The organism is Desulfosarcina variabilis str. Montpellier, from assembly GCF_048565275.1.
Lineage (GTDB): Bacteria > Desulfobacterota > Desulfobacteria > Desulfobacterales > Desulfosarcinaceae > Desulfosarcina > Desulfosarcina variabilis.
The window spans coordinates 2,187,141-2,200,585 of the sequence record NZ_CP159846.1; the positions used below are offsets into that span (position 1 = coordinate 2,187,141).

The following is a 13,445-nucleotide window of genomic DNA, read 5'->3' on the forward strand; positions in this document are numbered from 1 at the left end:
CAACCCACCATAGGAGCGTTTATGCAACACGCCATTTGTGAAGATTGCCAGAAAAGAGACCGATGCCGGCGGCCATGCAAAGAGGTAGAGCGTATTTTATGGTCTGAAAACCGGGTGATGGAACGGCATTATCCAGACCATATTGTCTGTTATCCAAAACGTGGCGAAGTTCATTTTTCCGAACTGACCGAGACTAAATTCAAAGACAGTGGAAAAGTACAAAAATCCGCTGATGATTTTTCCAATGACGATGCCATAGAATTCAACACCGATGATTTAACCCTCAGAAAAACACAGGTTTTTGTGGATCGGTTTTTCAACCGGATGCCGGTTTCCATTTTGGCCGATAAATATGGTGTCAAAGAAAATTCGATTTCAACCATTTACAAACAGGCGATTGAACAGGTGGGCAAGCTTGTTGATGCCATGGAATCAAGACGGGCCGGGTTGAAGGCGGTTAAGGCCGGGCGGTTCACTGATGACCAAAAATGGTTTTTGCTGGCGCATGTTTTCGGATTCAGCCAGGCCGAAATTGCCAGGATGTTCAACCTTTCTCCAAATATAGTTCACAGCCGAGTCAAACGCATGACAGACCGGTACGCTTGTTTATTCGAACATGAGGAGCCGGCGTCCGCTTGCGCCTAAAAATAAAAAGCGTGGAGCACAAGCCCTGGGTGATACCTGGGGCTTTTTTTTAGGCCATGCCGGGGGTACTCCTGGGGGTACTCCGGGAATCATAAAACGGCGTAGAACAGGAAAAAAGTATATAAAAGTATACGTTCTGGATTTAGACGAACAGCCCATTAAAAGATAGAAAAATGTAGGAATAAAAAAGGGTTGAGATACTCTGAAAAAGTTACTCAACCCTTTGAAATTGCTTCAGATATGGTTTAGGAATCCATTGCTCTATCCACTGAGCTACGGGGGCGTTTGGATTGTTGGATTGTAAAAGGCGCTCAGGCGGCCTTTCATTCATCCGGCTGGAATCATTACCAGAGAAAAGAATGAAGCTGTATTAGGCCAATCTTTTTGTCTTTGCAAGTATTTTTCACGACCTTCCAAGAAAGATGCCGCAAAAGGCCCGTAGCGCTGTTTGCCTATTCGGTTTTTACCTTTTGTCCCGGGTAAATGGTGCTACGCGAGGTTAGGTTGTTTATCTCAAGGAAATGATTGAGCGAGATGTTATGTCGACGGGCGATGAGATACGGGCTGTCGCCACGTTGGACGTAATACGTGCCGGATCCCTTGTTGGATTGCTTGGCTTGATCCTGAGCGGAAGGCACTTTCAGGACCTGATTGATCCACAAGCGGGTTGTTGAAAGGCCATTGATTTCCTGAATGCTTTGTGTTGTCGTGCCATATCGATTGGCAAGATTCCACAGGGAATCTCCTCTTTTGACGACATGCCTGCGATTCCATGTTTGATTTGAGGAATTTCCAGCCTGAGCCTGTATGACCCGTTGCGGTATCTTTATTTTACGGCCGGCCACAATATAGCTGGACCTTCTCATGTTGTTGGCCCACATGATTTTTTTAACACTGCTGTTATAACGGTGGGCGATGGAGGAGAGCGTTTCTCCTTTCCTGACGCGATGATAAACAAATGCGGGTTGGGGAGGGGATGAAACCGGCACCTGGTCAATGGATGCCAGCAACAATTCCTCTTTGCCCGAAGGCACCCTGACAGCATATTTATCGGGTGGCAACACGCTGTAGCGAAGCTCGGGATTGAGTTCTTTGAGAATTTCCAAAGACGTTCCAAGGGGAGCGACCAAGTCTTTCAGGTGAACCTGACGATGGACACTAACGGTTTCAAAATCCAGAGGAGGGAATGGCTCTATGTTGGATAGACCATACATTTCCGGGTTTTCAATAATGTGCAATGCGGCCAGGAAACGGGGGACATATCTAGCTGTTTCATAGGGCAAACGGCCAAACAAATCCCAGAAATTATCAAGGTAATTAATTTTTTGGGTTCGGATGACATGCAGCACACGCCCTTCACCACAGTTATAGGCCGCCAAAACCGTTGCCCAATCGCCAAAAATATTATGCAATTCTTTTAAGTAGGCAATGGCCGCGTCAGTTGATTTTTCAAAATCAATCCGTTCGTCAATATATTGATTTCTTTTCAGGCCAAATTTATAGCCCGTAGACGGAATAAACTGCCATAACCCAAGCGCCCGGGCCCGCGATAAAGCCTTGACTTTAAATCCACTTTCAATCAGAGGCAGCCAGGACAATTCTTCCGGTAGGCCTGCTGCCGCCAACTTCTCAAGAATCATGGGCCGATATTTACCCGCACGCTGGTAGGATGCGATGAAATAGCGGCGTTCCGGCCCTGTTGTAAACAGCTTGATTTCTTTTTCAACATTGGTGTTGATTTCACGCGGAATGGCATTGTGATTACCATTGACAACAATATTCCGCGACGCATAAATCTCAAGGATGCGTTTGGAAATCAGAAATCGTAAATCCTCTTTTTGCTGAACCAGATTGGAGGGACCGTCGGCGGTAACATCCAAGATTAAACTGTAAGCTTTATCCAGGGCTTCCAACGCGCTTTCTAACTCTCCCTTTTGCCAGAACTCCTGTGAGGATTCACAAAACACCAATGCTTCATCCAGACGTTGCTGTATCTCGTGAGTGGATAGACCGTGCTCGGTAATCGGGGCGCTGTTTTGATCCGCCGTTTCATTGGGTGTCACGTGGTCAAAGATAATCGGCGGTTGCGGCAAGCTGGCGAGCGCTATTTCATTGCCATCACCCATCGGCAATGGTTGATGGGGGATAGGTACTGCCGCATAAGTGTCGACGGCATTGGGCGCAATGGTTGCCTCGTTCAGGGCTGGCTCGAGACCATTTTGGGTTGATATGGATTCGTCCACAGTTTGATGTGCGCATCCGGACAATACAATCAAAGACACGCAAACAACGACGAATAAACGATTCATTTTCATTTGTCGGGACAATGCATCACCCTCTTTTTTGATTATTGATCGGCGATGGGACATTGCCGATGTATTGTTGTAAATCTTTATCATTAAATGATTTCTACACATTGGCCACATCTATTGTAGAGGCAGGATCGTTTATAGTCAAGGCAGGGCCGTTGCCTGTGACGAGTAATTCAAGCGTCACATTCCAGATCCAGCGTTGGATGACCGATCCGCTACTGAAGACGCCGCCAATGTCCAAAAAAAATCCAAATATTCACGTTACCATAGATTACCTGTTGATTTTATGACGATAAGGCAATAGTATAAGCTTTTATTATCAAGTGTTAAGGGTTACACCAAGATTACTTACCCAAACCGTACCGTAATTTTTATGCGACGCCTCTAAGCGAACGTTGTCCTAACATTTATCGGCCGTTGCGATAAAAAAAAAAGTGGGCAATTGAATTTTTTGCTTGAAAAAAAAAAATGAGAGGTGTAAAAAGCGTCGTTTCAATCAATCAGTCTGGTTCGGGGCTTAACGGCCAGTTGATTGATTCGTTCTTTTAGAACCGCGTTTGCCAGCGTAGCTCAGTTGGTAGAGCTACTGATTTGTAATCAGTGGGTCGGGGGTTCGAGTCCCTCCGCTGGCTTCAGTGTCAACAGCTGCTAATAAGGTGGGGTTCCCGAGTGGTCAAAGGGAACAGACTGTAAATCTGTCGGCGATGCCTTCGGAGGTTCAAATCCTCCCCCCACCACCAATTTTGGGTAAGTTAATGTAGGAGATCACTTAATGCAATAAGATCGATATTTAACTACATGGCTTGCTTGTTTGCTGCCACTATATTAGATGTGGCACACGCAAACAGAGACGCGTTAGTTGGTTTATGTTTTTTTTAGTGAAAGCGGGAGTAGCTCAGTTGGTAGAGCTTCAGCCTTCCAAGCTGAATGTCGCGAGTTCGAGCCTCGTCTCCCGCTCCAATGCTGAAAACGCCGATCTTTTCTGCCTGCCATTTTTCGTTCTTTTTGCTGTTACGACCATAAAGCCCACGTAGCTCAGTCGGTAGAGCGCTTCCTTGGTAAGGAAGAGGTTCATCGGTTCAATTCCGATCGTGGGCTCCATTTTTAACCCGCTTTCTACATAATTAAATAAATATAGTCTAGCCAGAAATTGTCCATTCATGGGAGGTTTTTAAAATGGCGAAGGAAAAATTTGAGAGGACGAAGCCGCATGTAAACGTAGGGACCATCGGTCACATTGACCATGGCAAGACGACCCTGACGGCAGCGATCACAAAGCTGAGTGGTCTGAAGGGCATGGCGGATTTTATCCCCTTTGATCAGATTGACAAGGCGCCGGAAGAGAAAGAGCGCGGGATCACGATTGCAACGGCGCACGTTGAGTATCAGACGGCGACCCGGCATTACGCGCATGTGGACTGCCCGGGCCACGCGGACTATATCAAGAACATGATCACCGGCGCGGCTCAGATGGACGGTGCGATTCTGGTGGTTGGTGCGGATGACGGTCCGATGCCGCAAACCCGTGAGCATATCCTGTTGGCCCGTCAGGTTGGTGTCCCGCGTATCATCGTGTTTCTGAACAAATGCGACATGGTGGATGACGAGGAGCTGATCGAGCTGGTGGAGCTTGAGCTTCGCGAGCTTCTGGACAAATACGAATTTCCGGGCGACGACACGCCGATTATCCGCGGCAGTGCCTTGAAGGCCCTGGAGTGTGATGATCCGGACGCCGATGATGCCAAGTGCATCTTCGAGCTGCTGGACGCGATCGACAGCTACATTCCGGAGCCGGAGCGCGATATTGACAAACCGTTCTTGATGCCGATCGAAGACGTTTTCAGTATTTCCGGTCGTGGAACGGTTGTGACGGGTCGTGTGGAGCGCGGTATCATCCATGTGGGCGACAATGTGGAGATCGTCGGTATCCGCGAGACGACAAAGACGGTGTGCACGGGTGTTGAGATGTTCCGCAAACTGCTCGATGAAGGTCAGGCGGGCGACAACATCGGCGTCCTGCTGCGTGGTACCAAGCGTGATGAGGTAGAGCGCGGTCAGGTGGTATCGGCGCCGGGGTCGATTACCCCGCATACGAAGTTCAAGGCCGAGGCGTATATTCTGAGCAAGGAAGAGGGTGGCCGCCATACACCGTTTTTCAATGGTTACCGTCCGCAGTTTTATTTCCGGACGACGGACGTTACCGGTGTGTTGGACCTGCCGGAAGGCGTCGAGATGGTGATGCCTGGGGATAACGTGGCGATCACGGCGGAGTTGATTACGCCGATTGCCATGGAGAAAGAATTGCGGTTCGCCATTCGCGAAGGTGGACGTACGGTCGGTGCCGGCGTTGTCAGCGAAATAATCGAATAGTCTTCCAAGGAGTGCCATCAAGTGAGAGTCATTATAACACTGGCCTGCACTGAGTGTAAGCGCAGAAACTATACAACCACGAAAAACAAGCGTACAACGCCTGATAAACTGGAGTTCAGCAAGTATTGCCGATTCTGCAAAAAGCATACACCGCACAAAGAAACCAAATAAGCACATTGTCAGGCGGGCGTAAACGTTGCAGGCCAGTAGCTCGAATTGGTAGAGCATCGGACTCCAAATCCGGGTGTTGGGGGTTCGAATCCCTCCTGGCCTGCCAAATTTTTGATGGAATCGGCTGCAGCCATGTCAAATTGAGGCTGAAAGAGGCTCCGACTATCTACCGTTGATAAAAACGGGGTATAATGGGACGGTTACTTCGAAAAAAAGATCCGAGTAAAAAACAAAAGAAATCGCAGTCTGAGGATGGGGCCAGCCGGGATGGGAATACATCTGCTGTAAAAGGCAGTTCGCCACCGGCCATCAAAAAACCGTATACTCCGGTTAGCAAGTCTACGGTTGCCAAGGAAAAGAACATCTTCGACAAGTCCATCCAATTTCTCCGTGAAGTCAAGGTTGAACTGAAAAAGGTGACTTGGCCGTCCAAGAAGCAGACCATCGGATCGACAGCGGTGGTACTGGTAATCGTGGCGATCATTTCCTTGTTTTTGGGCATTGTCGACTTCGGCCTTTCCGGTCTCATCCGAGCAGTACTGCAATAATGCAGGAGCGATCATAGTGGCAAAAAAATGGTACATTGTTCACGTCTATTCCGGATTCGAGAATAAGGTGAAAGCCTCTTTAGAGGAAAAGATCGCAACTTCACCCAACCCGGACAAGTTTGACGAAGTCCTCGTTCCCACCGAGGAGGTTGTTGAGCTGGTAAAGGGCAAACGCCGGACATCGTCGAGGAAATTCTATCCCGGTTATTTATTGGTCAGAATGCACCTTGATGACGAGACCTGGCATATTGTGAACAATACGCCGAAAGTTACTGGATTTCTGGGGGGCAGGGAAAAACCCACCCCGATTTCCGATGACGAAGCCAACACCATTCTCAATCGAATGGAAGCAGGTAAAAATCAGCCGCAGCCCAAGTATTTTTTTGAACCCGGCGATGAGATTCGCGTTATCGACGGACCGTTTACCAATTTCAACGGTACCGTTGAAGAGGTCAACCCCGAAAAGGGAAAGATCAAGGTGCTGGTGAGCATCTTTGGACGATCGACACCGGTGGAGCTGGATTTTGTTCAGGTAACGAAGCTTTAACAACGGTGGCAGCGGTTTACCGTCAAGTAATCAATAACAGAATTGTAGAGGAATCGATCGAAAAATGGCAAAAAAGGTAATGGCACAGATAAAGCTTCAGGTTGAAGCAGGCAAGGCGAATCCATCTCCACCCATTGGTCCGGCACTTGGCCAACATGGTGTCAATATCATGGATTTCTGCAAGGCATTTAATGCGCGAACCGCAAACGATGCAGGTATGATCATTCCTGTGGTCATTACCGTTTTTCAGGATCGTTCGTTTACCTTTATTACAAAAACACCGCCGGCAGCCGTGTTGTTGAAAAAAGCCGCAAAAATCGCCAAGGGCGCAGGTGATCCCAAACGAGATCGAGTGGGCAAAGTGAGTATGGCTCAGGTTGAAGAGATTGCAAAAATCAAAATGGAAGACCTGAATGCCAATGATCTGGCAGCTGCCTGTAAAATCATTCAGGGTACAGCCAGAAGCATGGGAATTGAGGTTGGTTAACTATCCGGTTAAAGCCTGATCGTCGGTTCTGACACTCGAGATCGCAGCAAGACGAAGGCACCAAGCTTATTAATTACCAAGGAGTAAATGTTAAAATGCCGAAGCGTGGGAAAAAATATAAAGAATCATCAAAAAAAATTGACTCCACCAAGCGTTACGATTTCAACGAAGCGATTGATGCTGCCATCTCCTCTTCTTATGCGAAATTCGATGAAACCGTTGACGTTGCTGTCCGTCTTGGCGTTGATCCGCGGCATGCTGATCAAATGGTCCGTGGAACCGTTATCCTTCCCAACGGGCTGGGTAAGGAAGTCAAAGTCCTTGTTTTTGCTAAAGGCGAAAAAGAAATGGAAGCCAAAGAAGCGGGTGCCGAGTTTGTTGGCAATGAGGACTTGGTCGAAAAGATTAAAGAAGGCTGGTTTGGGTTTGACAAGGCCATTGCCACGCCTGACATGATGGGCACTGTGGGAAAAATAGGACGGCTCCTTGGTCCCCGAGGATTGATGCCCAATGCCAAGACAGGCACCGTTACATTTGATGTCGCCAAAACCGTTCAGGAACTGAAAGCCGGAAAGATCGAATTCCGTGTGGAAAAAGCAGGAATCGTTCATGCACCGATGGGAAAAGTCTCCTTTGGATCACAAAAGATAGTAGAGAATATTGCGGCCTTTCTCGAAACCATCATGAAACTGAAACCATCCTCCAGCAAAGGAACCTACCTGAAAGCGATTGCCGTCTCCACGACCATGGGACCCGGTATAAAAATTGACACCGCGTTGGTTAAAGATTTAGTGAAATAAGAGGGTTATCGTCCTTTTTGAATTATATTTGGTCATCAATCAGTTTAATCTACAGGCGATTAAATCGCCTGTATCATAACACTGTCAAAGACTGTAGGTTCACAAAGGCCCGTTAAAATTTAGGGCTTGACGTGTATAATCGGTTATGCCGGCCTGCCGAGACGGCGTTAGCGAGCCTGATAGGCCCTGCCAGCAGCATTTATCATTTTAGTGAACGATAGATTGTGTGGTCAGGGATCTCGCAGCAAACGATGCCATGATGTGTCCTCCGGTTTTTGCAGATTAAAGGAAGGGGGTGTAGACAGACATTGGATATCACAGAAAAAAAGAGGATCGCTGAAGACCTTGAAGCGCGCTTTAAAAAGTCCTCGATTGTAATTCTGACGGATTACAAGGGGCTTGACGTCGCATCAATGAACGCACTAAGACGAAAACTCAGGGAAGCTGACGCTGAGTATCAAGTGGTTAAGAACTCCCTGCTTGTACGTGCTTCGGAAAGTAATGACGTCGCGTTGATCAAAGATCAATTCAAAGGTCCGAGTGCCGTCGCGTTAAGCAATGGTGATCCCGTTGCCCCGGCAAAAGTGTTGACCGAATTTGTAAAGGAAAACGACAAATTCGAAATCAAAGTCGGTGTGCTTAATGGGAAGATGATTGATGTTAATGGCATTAAGGCACTTTCCGCGCTTCCGTCCCGGGAAGTCCTGCTTGCCCAGGTGCTTTCGGCGATGAATGCAGTGCCGACCGCTTTGGTCACCGCTTTGAGCGATGTGCCCCGGCGCATGGTCAACGTCATTCAAGCGATCAAGGACAAAAAAGAAGCAGAAGCAGAAGGCTGATTTACCCAACTTTAATCGAAATTGGTACACGAGGACCACTACTTAGTAAAACTGGAGGAATTATACCCAATGGCTGATATTACAAAAGAAGATGTTATTGAATTTATTGCAAACATGTCCGTTCTCGAACTCTCTGAGATGGTAAAGGAGATGGAAGAAAAGTTTGGTGTCTCTGCCGCAGCCCCTGTGGCCATGATGGCTGGCGGACCTGCCGGGGATGCTGGTGCGGGTGAGGCTGCCGAAGAGAAAAACGAATTCGATGTTGTTCTGACCACCGCCGGCGACAAGAAGATCGCTGTAATCAAGGAAGTCCGCGCGATTACCGGTCTGGGTCTGAAGGAAGCCAAGGCACTGGTCGACGAAGCGCCCAAACCGGTGAAAGAGGGCGTGCCCAAGGAAGAGGCGGAAAAAATCAAAGCACAACTCGAAGAGGCCGGTGCGCAAGTTGAGTTGAAGTAAGCAAAACCTGCAATAAACCAATAGGATCCAAAATAAAATACTTTTTTTATTATAAAAAGCATTGAATCTGAAAATGGGGTGCAAAGGATCTTTATCCTTTGATCCCATTTTCATATTCCAAAATATTTCTATCGGAGTAGCCATGTCGAAAAGACCAACGGCGAACAAGAGAATTCGAAAAAGCTTTGGCAAAATAAAAAAAATTGTAGAAATCCCTGACCTGATAGGTATGCAGCGGGATTCATACCAGCGATTTCTGCAAATGAATATCGCTCCCGAAAAAAGGGAGGATATCGGTTTGCAGGCGGTTTTCAAATCCGTGTTTCCAATCAAGGATTTCACGGGGAGTGCTTCTCTGGAGTTTGTGTCTTATCGATTTGCTGAAATCAAGCATAGTGAAGAAGAATGTGTCCACCGTGGCATGACTTACGAGCTGCCGGTTCGCATTACCGTCAGACTGGTGGTTTATGACACAGATAAGGATACGGGCGTATCAAACATAAGAGACATCAAGGAGCAGGAAATTTATTTTGGCACCATCCCGCTGATGACTGAAAAGGGAACATTTATCATCAACGGTACCGAGCGGGTGGTTGTCAGCCAATTGCATCGTTCATCGGGCGTCTTTTTCGACCATGATAAAGGCAAGAGCCATTCAAGCGGCAAAATTATTTACAGCTCTCGGATAATCCCCGTTCGGGGATCATGGATCGATTTGGAAATTGATCCCAAAGATATCGTCTACATTCGAATCGATCGCCGTCGAAAGTTCCCTGTTACGGTACTATTCAAAGCATTTGGATACACCATAGAGGACCTGCTCAGTTATTTCTATAAAACGGTCAAGATTAGCCTTGAGAACAACGCGTACCACCGGGAGTTTGCGCCTGACCTGTTAAAAGGCACGCGGGCCACGAAAGATGTCATTGACCCGGAAAGTGGCGATGTCTTGGTGAAAAAAGGGCGCATGTTTACCCAACGTGCCTTGCGGCAGATGACGTCCGGCAATTTTACCCATGTGCCCATTGAACGAGAAGATATCCTCGAAAAGGCGATTGCTTTCTCCATCACCGATCCAGAGACCGGTGAAGTGTTGGCCGGTGCCAATGACGAGATTGACGAGACCCTGCTGAAAAAACTTGAAGATGCCGGCATCAATGAATTCGAAATTTTATTTATTGACGGCGCATCAAGCAGTGATTCGATTCGAAAGACCTTGCTTCTTGATAAAGTCGCCAACAAGGAAGAAGCCCTGATCGAAATCTACCGGCTGCTTCGCCCGGGGAACCCGGCCACCCCGGAAGTGGCCCAGGATTTTCTGGACCACCTCTTCTTCAAATCTGCCTACTACGATCTGTCCGGCGTCGGGCGGCTCAAGATCAACTTGCGCTTGGGCATTGATACGCCGGTTAATGTCAGAACCCTGCGCAAAGAGGACATCTTGTTGACGGCCAAAACCCTGGTTGAGCTTCGCGATACCCAAGGGGTGGTGGATGACATTGATCATTTGGGCAACAGGCGCGTGCGTGCGGTTGGTGAATTGCTGGAAAACCAGTACCGAATCGGCCTGGTTCGTATGGAGCGGGCCATCAAGGAGCGCATGAGCCTGCAAGAGGTCGATGCACTAATGCCGCATGATCTGGTAAATCCCAAACCGGTATCGGCGGTGGTCAAGGAATTTTTCGGTACCAGCCAGCTCAGCCAGTTTATGGACAAAACCAATCCACTGTCCGAAACCACCCACAAACGGCGTCTGAGTGCATTGGGACCTGGCGGTTTGACACGAGAACGTGCCGGTTTTGAAGTTCGCGATGTCCACCCGTCTCACTATGGCCGCATTTGTCCCATTGAAACACCGGAAGGACCGAATATCGGACTGATTGTTTCGCTTTCCACTTATGCTAAGGTAAACGATTTCGGCTTTATTGAAACGCCGTATCGTGTCGTGGAAAATGCTCACGTATCCAAAGATGTTAAATTCCTGAGCGCTTTTGAAGAGAAAGATCATCCCATCGCGCAGGCCAATGCGCCCCTTGATGAGGGCAACACGTACATCAATCCAACGGTTACCTCCCGTGTTGCCGGTGAATTCATGATGGTCGATCGGGAACAGATCGAGCTGATGGATATTTCGCCCAACCAGTTGGTGAGCGTCTCGGCATCGCTGATTCCTTTTTTGGAAAATGATGACGCCAACCGGGCCTTGATGGGGTCCAACATGCAGCGCCAGGCGGTTCCCCTGATCAAAGCCGAGGCGCCGCTGGTGGGAACCGGAATCGAAGGGGTGGTGGCCAAGGACTCCGGGGTCACCATCGTTGCCAAAAGGGACGGTCAGGTTGTGGATGTGGATGCATCGCGGATCGTCTTGAAACACGATTCTTCGGACGAGAGTACGGATCGACCGGTGACCATTTACAACCTATTAAAATTCGTTCGGTCCAATCAGAATACCTGCTTTAACCAGCGTCCGATTGTAAAAAAAGGACAATTCGTCGAGGCTGGCGAGATTATCGCCGACGGACCGGCCACCGAGCAGGGTGAGCTCGCCCTGGGAAAAAACGTCACCGTGGCGTTTATGCCCTGGGGGGGATACAACTTTGAAGATTCCATCTTGGTTAGCGAACGCTTGGTGAGAGATGGGGTCTATACATCGGTTCATATTGAAGAGTTCGAAGTGGTCGCCAGGGATACGAAACTGGGCAAGGAAGAGGTGACCCGGGATATACCCAATGTCGGCGAAGAAGCGCTTAGAAATCTTGATGACAGCGGAATTATTCGCTTGGGGGCCGAAGTCAAGCAGGGTGATATCCTGGTCGGTAAAATTACCCCCAAAGGCGAAACCCAATTGTCGCCGGAAGAAAAATTGCTTCGTGCGATTTTCGGTGAAAAAGCCGGTGATGTGAAAGACACGTCACTGCGTGTGCCACCGGGTGTCGAAGGTATTGTTATCGATGCCAAGATATTCTCCAGGCGCGGGGTCGAAAAAGATGAACGGACCCATAGCATCGAGGCGGCTGAAATGGCTGCCATGGAGAAAAACAAGAATGATGAAATCAAAATTATCGGCCACAGTGTGCGGTCCCAGCTGGAGCGACTGCTGGATGGGCAGCAATGTTCGGCGCCGCTGAAAAAAGGCAAGACCATCTACTTGGCCAAGAATACCGTTATCCAACCGGGGAGTTTGGCGGACATTCCGATTGCCGATCTTGAGGGGCTGCTTTTTGATGATCCAGCATCTACCGAAACGGTCCATCAGGTTCTGGACATTTACCATGAGCAGGTGGATCGCTGTCAGGAAGAGTTTGAACATCGCCTCGGACGTTTTGAGAAAGGCGACGAGTTGCCACCGGGGGTCATCAAAATGGTCAAGGTGTATGTGGCCATGAAACGCAAACTTTCCGTGGGCGACAAGATGGCCGGCCGGCACGGCAACAAGGGGGTTGTCTCCAGGATTCTACCGATTGAGGATATGCCCTATTTTGCCGATGGTCGTCCGGTTGATATGGTGCTGAATCCGCTCGGTGTTCCGTCGCGTATGAATGTGGGTCAGATTCTGGAAATTCACCTGGGTCGGGCCGCCAAGGGGTTGGGGGATCAACTCAATGCCTTGCTGGAAGAAAACAATGTCCAGATGCTGCGCCAGAAACTGAGTAATATTTTCGGGGAGGCCATTGAGGACCCGAGTTCATTGGATGACAATGAAACAACCGAATTCGCTTCCTTCTATAAAAATGGTGTGCACATGGCCACACCGGTCTTTGATGGTGCCAAAGAAGAGGAGATAAAACGGTTGCTGAACGAAGCCGAGGTCAGTCCAACGGGACAGACAACCCTTTACGACGGTCACACGGGAGAGGCCTTTAAGGAGAAAATCACGGTTGGTACGATGTATATGCTTAAGCTTCACCATTTGGTCGACGACAAAATTCACGCCCGGTCCATTGGTCCCTATTCGTTGGTGACCCAACAACCACTTGGTGGCAAGGCGCAATTCGGTGGTCAGCGATTGGGTGAAATGGAAGTTTGGGCCATGGAGGCCTATGGTGCCGCCCATGCACTTCAGGAGTTTCTGACGGTTAAATCAGACGATATGGCCGGTCGGACGCGGATGTATGAGAAAATCGTTAAGGGCCAGAACGTTTTGGAACCTGGTATTCCTGAATCGTTCAAAGTACTTACCAAAGAGCTCCAGAGTTTGGGGCTGGATGTCACCCTGCTGGAAGACTAACTGAACTGAATCCGGCGGGTGTAGCGACTTTCGAATCAT

At 48.7% G+C, this 13,445-nt stretch carries 11 protein-coding genes and 5 tRNA genes; 15 read left to right on the forward strand and 1 reads right to left on the reverse strand.

Annotation, left to right across the window (positions count from 1 at the left end):
• The first annotated feature begins 21 nt into the window (after nucleotides 1-21).
• Nucleotides 22-645: a sigma factor-like helix-turn-helix DNA-binding protein gene (locus Dvar_RS09800; protein WP_419661505.1), complete on the forward strand. Its 624-nt coding sequence runs from the start codon at nucleotides 22-24 to the stop codon at nucleotides 643-645.
• A gap of 452 nt (nucleotides 646-1,097) precedes the next feature.
• Here the strand turns inward: Dvar_RS09800 and Dvar_RS09805 are convergent, their stop codons facing one another.
• Nucleotides 1,098-2,888, reverse strand: coding sequence for a LysM peptidoglycan-binding domain-containing protein (locus Dvar_RS09805; RefSeq protein ID WP_419661507.1), 1,791 nt, complete (start codon nucleotides 2,886-2,888; stop codon nucleotides 1,098-1,100).
• Nucleotides 2,889-3,516: 628 nt separating this feature from the next.
• Between Dvar_RS09805 and Dvar_RS09810 the strand changes: the two genes are divergently transcribed.
• The 14 genes from Dvar_RS09810 (at nucleotide 3,517) to rpoB (ending at nucleotide 13,406) form a co-directional block, all read left to right on the forward strand.
• Nucleotides 3,517-3,589, forward strand: a tRNA-Thr gene (locus Dvar_RS09810).
• A gap of 23 nt (nucleotides 3,590-3,612) precedes the next feature.
• Nucleotides 3,613-3,697: transfer RNA gene (locus tag Dvar_RS09815), tRNA-Tyr, on the forward strand.
• 144 nt (nucleotides 3,698-3,841) lie between these two features.
• Nucleotides 3,842-3,917 (forward strand) — tRNA-Gly (locus tag Dvar_RS09820).
• Nucleotides 3,918-3,981: 64 nt separating this feature from the next.
• Nucleotides 3,982-4,058, forward strand: a tRNA-Thr gene (locus Dvar_RS09825).
• 75 nt (nucleotides 4,059-4,133) lie between these two features.
• Nucleotides 4,134-5,327 (forward strand): elongation factor Tu, encoded by a 1,194-nt coding sequence (gene tuf / locus Dvar_RS09830; RefSeq protein WP_419661508.1) that lies wholly within the window; start codon nucleotides 4,134-4,136, stop codon nucleotides 5,325-5,327.
• Between the two features lie 21 nt (nucleotides 5,328-5,348).
• Nucleotides 5,349-5,498 carry a 50S ribosomal protein L33 gene (gene rpmG / locus Dvar_RS09835; RefSeq protein ID WP_419661510.1) on the forward strand — a complete coding sequence of 50 codons (150 nt, stop codon included), beginning with the start codon at nucleotides 5,349-5,351 and terminating at the stop codon, nucleotides 5,496-5,498.
• A 29-nt stretch (nucleotides 5,499-5,527) separates the two neighbouring features.
• Nucleotides 5,528-5,604: transfer RNA gene (locus Dvar_RS09840), tRNA-Trp, on the forward strand.
• 85 nt (nucleotides 5,605-5,689) lie between these two features.
• On the forward strand, nucleotides 5,690-6,046 hold the full coding sequence (secE, locus tag Dvar_RS09845) for a preprotein translocase subunit SecE (RefSeq protein ID WP_419661511.1): 357 nt from the start codon (nucleotides 5,690-5,692) through the stop codon (nucleotides 6,044-6,046).
• A gap of 16 nt (nucleotides 6,047-6,062) precedes the next feature.
• On the forward strand, nucleotides 6,063-6,593 hold the full coding sequence (nusG, locus tag Dvar_RS09850; protein WP_419661512.1) for a transcription termination/antitermination protein NusG: 531 nt from the start codon (nucleotides 6,063-6,065) through the stop codon (nucleotides 6,591-6,593).
• 64 nt (nucleotides 6,594-6,657) lie between these two features.
• Nucleotides 6,658-7,080, forward strand: coding sequence for a 50S ribosomal protein L11 (gene rplK, locus Dvar_RS09855; RefSeq protein ID WP_419661513.1), 423 nt, complete (start codon nucleotides 6,658-6,660; stop codon nucleotides 7,078-7,080).
• A 95-nt stretch (nucleotides 7,081-7,175) separates the two neighbouring features.
• Complete coding sequence (gene rplA, locus Dvar_RS09860) at nucleotides 7,176-7,880, forward strand: 50S ribosomal protein L1 (protein WP_419661514.1); 705 nt, start codon at nucleotides 7,176-7,178, stop codon at nucleotides 7,878-7,880.
• A 308-nt stretch (nucleotides 7,881-8,188) separates the two neighbouring features.
• Nucleotides 8,189-8,719, forward strand: coding sequence for a 50S ribosomal protein L10 (rplJ, locus tag Dvar_RS09865; RefSeq protein ID WP_419661515.1), 531 nt, complete (start codon nucleotides 8,189-8,191; stop codon nucleotides 8,717-8,719).
• A gap of 78 nt (nucleotides 8,720-8,797) precedes the next feature.
• The gene (gene rplL / locus Dvar_RS09870; RefSeq protein ID WP_419664093.1) at nucleotides 8,798-9,178 is read left to right on the forward strand and encodes a 50S ribosomal protein L7/L12; all 381 of its coding nucleotides are present in this window, start codon (nucleotides 8,798-8,800) and stop codon (nucleotides 9,176-9,178) included.
• Between the two features lie 142 nt (nucleotides 9,179-9,320).
• Complete coding sequence (gene rpoB, locus Dvar_RS09875) at nucleotides 9,321-13,406, forward strand: DNA-directed RNA polymerase subunit beta (RefSeq protein WP_419661516.1); 4,086 nt, start codon at nucleotides 9,321-9,323, stop codon at nucleotides 13,404-13,406.
• The last annotated feature ends 39 nt before the right edge of the window (nucleotides 13,407-13,445 follow it).